This is a genomic window from Clostridium sp. CAG:43 (genome assembly GCF_000434655.1).
Taxonomy (GTDB): domain Bacteria; phylum Bacillota; class Clostridia; order Lachnospirales; family Lachnospiraceae; genus Otoolea; species Otoolea fessa.
Window position 1 is genome coordinate 21124 of sequence record NZ_FR895096.1, and the last position, 3600, is coordinate 24723.

Sequence of the window (3600 nt, forward strand, 5' to 3'; positions counted from 1 at the left end):
TTCCATCGGCGGACTGGTGATCGGACTTTTGAACCATCTTCCACAGGAAAAAGAAGAGGTTGTGGTGGAAAACGTCCGCCTCGTCGTTGAATGTGTGGATAAGAACCGGATCGATAAGATTCATCTGTACCTGTTAAGCCCGTCGGAGGCGGCGTTAGCTAAACATACCGCCGATGGTGCCGCTTCCGGCGCAGAGGGCGAAGGAAAGCAGCAGGGATGAGGCAGTCTCCTTGAGGGACTGTCGGATCGCAAAAGACAGGGCTAGAAAAATAAGAAAATAAAGGGCGCCGGCGCAGAATCCCCAGAGGAACCGGCGCCTTTTTGCTTTCTTCCCGGCGCTAAGCCCCGCCAGGAAGCAGGCGAGAATGTAGATGCCGCGCACTCCTAGCGTGATTTCCTTTTCACCCCACTGAAAACGGTACATCCCAAACGCGAGCAGAAGCAGAAAGACAGCAGTTGCCGCGTAGGAGAAGAGGGAAGAACGGAGCAGAATCTGGATAGCTGATTTTTCCATGATAAAATACCTGTGTGCATTTTTTTTCTATTCATATGAGCAAAGAAGGACAAATATGCCTGCAGAATGAAACACTGTTACAAACAAGCGTTACTGTTCACGCATACGTGCCCAGTAACGGAATTTGCCGTGGCTTCGCATTTAAATACGGCAAATTCCTGCTGCCACCACGTTTTCTTACGGCACTTTCGGTTTCAAAAGTGCCTACCCGTGAACAGTTCCAAAAAAGCCGGAATCTGTGAGAAACACGGTAAATTGAAATGCTTGCACAAGTGGGCAACATATGATATAATCTGTAGGACTTTATATACTAAAAAAATGAAGGAGGACATAGAGATGAAACACGTAAAGACACTGAGCGCAAGCACACTGAAGAACAGCATGAAGAAAGGCGGCTGCGGCGAGTGCCAGACATCCTGCCAGTCTGCATGTAAGACATCCTGTACTGTAGGTAACCAGAGCTGCGAGAACCAGAACCGCTAATTGGCAGTACAAAACAAATGAGGCGTTTTCTGATAAATCAAAGCTTTTCATGAGTGGGAGAGCTGGAGTTTGAGAAAACGCAGAGTTGACACAGGGAGGCAGACAAGACGGAGCGCGGTCCGAGGAGAGGACTGCATATGTTCCGGGTTGTCTGCCTGCCTATGTCTTATAGAAGGAGAAAGACAGTGATTCATCAGTATATAAATAATGGATATTATATCGTACTGGATGTCAACAGTGGCTCCGTCCATTCGGTCGATCCGCTTCTGTACGATGTGATTTCCTTTTTATCGGAGCGGATTCCGGACAGCGAGAAGCCGTTTCAGATTGCCCAGTCCCTGAAAGACGAGACGGCGGCAGCATTAAAAGAGAAATACAGCCAGGAAGAGATCAGAGAGGCGTTTGAGGACATTCAGGAGCTCATCGATCAGGAAGAACTCTTTACCGCTGACATTTACAAAAACTTCGTTATGGATTTCAAGAAGCGCCAGACGGTTGTCAAGGCACTCTGCCTGCATATCGCGCATGACTGCAACCTTGCCTGTCAGTACTGCTTTGCAGAAGAGGGCGAGTATCATGGACGCAGAGCGCTGATGACCTTTGAGGTCGGAAAGAAAGCGCTGGATTTCCTGATTGCCAATTCTGGAAACCGCCGGAACCTGGAAGTCGATTTCTTTGGCGGCGAGCCGCTGATGAACTGGCAGGTGGTTAAACAGTTAGTCGAGTACGGACGTTCCCAGGAAGAGGCGCACAACAAGAAATTCCGTTTCACACTGACCACCAACGGCGTTCTGTTAAACGATGAAATTATGGAATTCTGCAACCGCGAGATGGCAAACGTCGTGCTCAGTCTGGATGGACGAAAAGAGGTCAACGACAAGATGCGCCCATTCCGCAACGGAACTGGAAGCTACGACCTGATCGTGCCGAAGTTCCAGAAATTTGCAGAGAAGCGCGGAGACCGCGATTATTTCGTGCGTGGTACCTTCACACACAACAACCTGGATTTTGGCAAAGATGTCCTGCATTTTGCCGATCTTGGATTCAAGAAAATGTCGGTTGAGCCGGTCGTAGCACCGGATGAAGAGCCCTACGCGATCAAAGAGGCGGATCTTCCGCAGATTCTCGAGGAATATGACCGTCTGGCAGCGGAGTATGTCAAGAGACACAAAGAGGGACGCGGCTTCACGTTCTTCCACTTTATGCTCGATCTGACACAGGGACCGTGCGTGGCAAAACGTCTGTCCGGATGCGGTTCAGGAACTGAGTATCTGGCAGTTACCCCGTGGGGCGACCTCTATCCGTGCCATCAGTTTGTAGGAAACGAAGATTTCCTGCTCGGCAACGTGGATACGGGCGTGACCAACACGGCAGTCCGCGACGAGTTCAAGCTCTGCAATGTCTATGCGAAAGACAAATGTCGGGATTGCTTTGCCAGATTTTACTGCAGTGGCGGCTGTGCGGCCAATTCCTACAACTTCCACGGTTCCATCACGGATGCGTATGATATCGGGTGTGAGATGCAGAAAAAACGTATCGAATGCGCGATCATGATAAAAGCTGCTCTTGCAGACGGCTCTGACGAGTAGAGAACAAGGAGAGAGAGGAATGAAGAACAAAAAAGGAAAAAGCTTCCTGGGGATGCTGCTCCTTCTGATTGCCATCGGCGTATTCGGCTATTTCGGCTATTCGACGATGAATCAGATCAAGCTGGGTCTTGACCTGGCTGGCGGTGTCAGCATTACCTATCAGGCGAAAGAAGAAAATCCGTCTTCTGAGGATATGGCGGATACGATCTACAAGCTCCAGCAGCGTGTACAGAATTACAGTACCGAGGCGGAGGTTTACCAGGAGGGTAATAACCGTATCAACGTAGATATTCCGGGTGTATCGGATGCCAACGCGATTCTGGAAGAGTTAGGAAAACCGGGTTCCCTGATTTTCGTGGACTCTGAAGGAAATCAGATCCTCGATGGTAAACAGGTTGCCAGCGCGAAAGCCGGCATGACCGAGGATAAGGCGACCGGTTCCAAGGCGTATGTCGTTTCCCTGACCTTTACCGAGGAAGGTAAACAGGCATTTGCTGAGGCGACCACGAATGGCGTCGGAAAACCAATTTATATCATTTATGATAACCAGATTATTTCTGCTCCGACCGTCCGTGAGGCGATCACAGGCGGACAGTGCCAGATCGACGGCATGGCGGATTATGAAGAGGCAAATAATCTTGCGTCCACGATCCGTATCGGTTCCCTGTCCCTGGAGCTGGAAGAGCTGCGTTCCAACGTAGTTGGCGCGAAGCTGGGTCAGGAGGCGATCTCCACCAGCTTAAAGGCAGGTCTGATCGGATTTGCCATTGTCATTGTATTTATGATTGCCGTATATCTGCTTCCGGGTCTGGCTGCATCTCTGGCTCTGTGCCTGTATGTCGGTCTGATCCTGATCCTGTTAGTTGCATTTGAGGTGACTCTGACGCTTCCGGGCGTGGCTGGTATCATCCTGTCGATTGGTATGGCGGTGGATGCGAACGTTATCATTTTCACCCGTATCAAAGAGGAGATCGGGCTGGGAACATCCGTCAAGAATGCGATCAAGGCAGGTTT

Annotated in this window: 5 protein-coding genes; 4 read left to right on the forward strand and 1 reads right to left on the reverse strand. The window is 50.2% G+C overall.

Annotation, left to right across the window (positions count from 1 at the left end):
- Positions 1-220 (forward strand): transporter associated domain-containing protein (locus QVO97_RS08230; RefSeq protein WP_288189398.1); only part of this gene is annotated, 220 nt, incomplete at its 5' end.
- On the opposite strand, the gene QVO97_RS08235 is transcribed toward QVO97_RS08230, so the two are convergent.
- The gene (locus QVO97_RS08235; RefSeq protein WP_022359866.1) at positions 155-514 is read right to left on the reverse strand and encodes a TIGR04086 family membrane protein; all 360 of its coding nucleotides are present in this window, start codon (positions 512-514) and stop codon (positions 155-157) included. The genes QVO97_RS08230 and QVO97_RS08235 overlap by 66 nt on opposite strands.
- 336 nt (positions 515-850) lie before the next feature.
- Between QVO97_RS08235 and scfA the strand changes: the two genes are divergently transcribed.
- The 3 genes from scfA to secD all read left to right on the forward strand — a co-directional run.
- A complete protein-coding gene (gene scfA, locus QVO97_RS08240; RefSeq protein WP_022359867.1) occupies positions 851-997 on the forward strand; it encodes a six-cysteine ranthipeptide SCIFF in 147 nt (48 codons plus the stop codon).
- Between the two features lie 185 nt (positions 998-1182).
- Positions 1183-2586 (forward strand): thioether cross-link-forming SCIFF peptide maturase, encoded by a 1404-nt coding sequence (scfB, locus tag QVO97_RS08245; protein ID WP_118523804.1) that lies wholly within the window; start codon positions 1183-1185, stop codon positions 2584-2586.
- A 19-nt stretch (positions 2587-2605) separates the two neighbouring features.
- A partial coding sequence (gene secD / locus QVO97_RS08250) for a preprotein translocase subunit SecD (RefSeq protein ID WP_288189402.1) occupies positions 2606-3600 on the forward strand: 995 nt, incomplete at its 3' end.

What these genes read in the sequence shown, in the direction of transcription:
- QVO97_RS08235 (WP_022359866.1), bottom strand. Translation starts at nt 514, where the DNA reads ATGGAAAAATCAGCTATCCAGATTCTGCTCCGTTCTTCCCTCTTCTCC.
- scfA (WP_022359867.1), top strand. Translation starts at nt 851, where the DNA reads ATGAAACACGTAAAGACACTGAGCGCAAGCACACTGAAGAACAGCATG.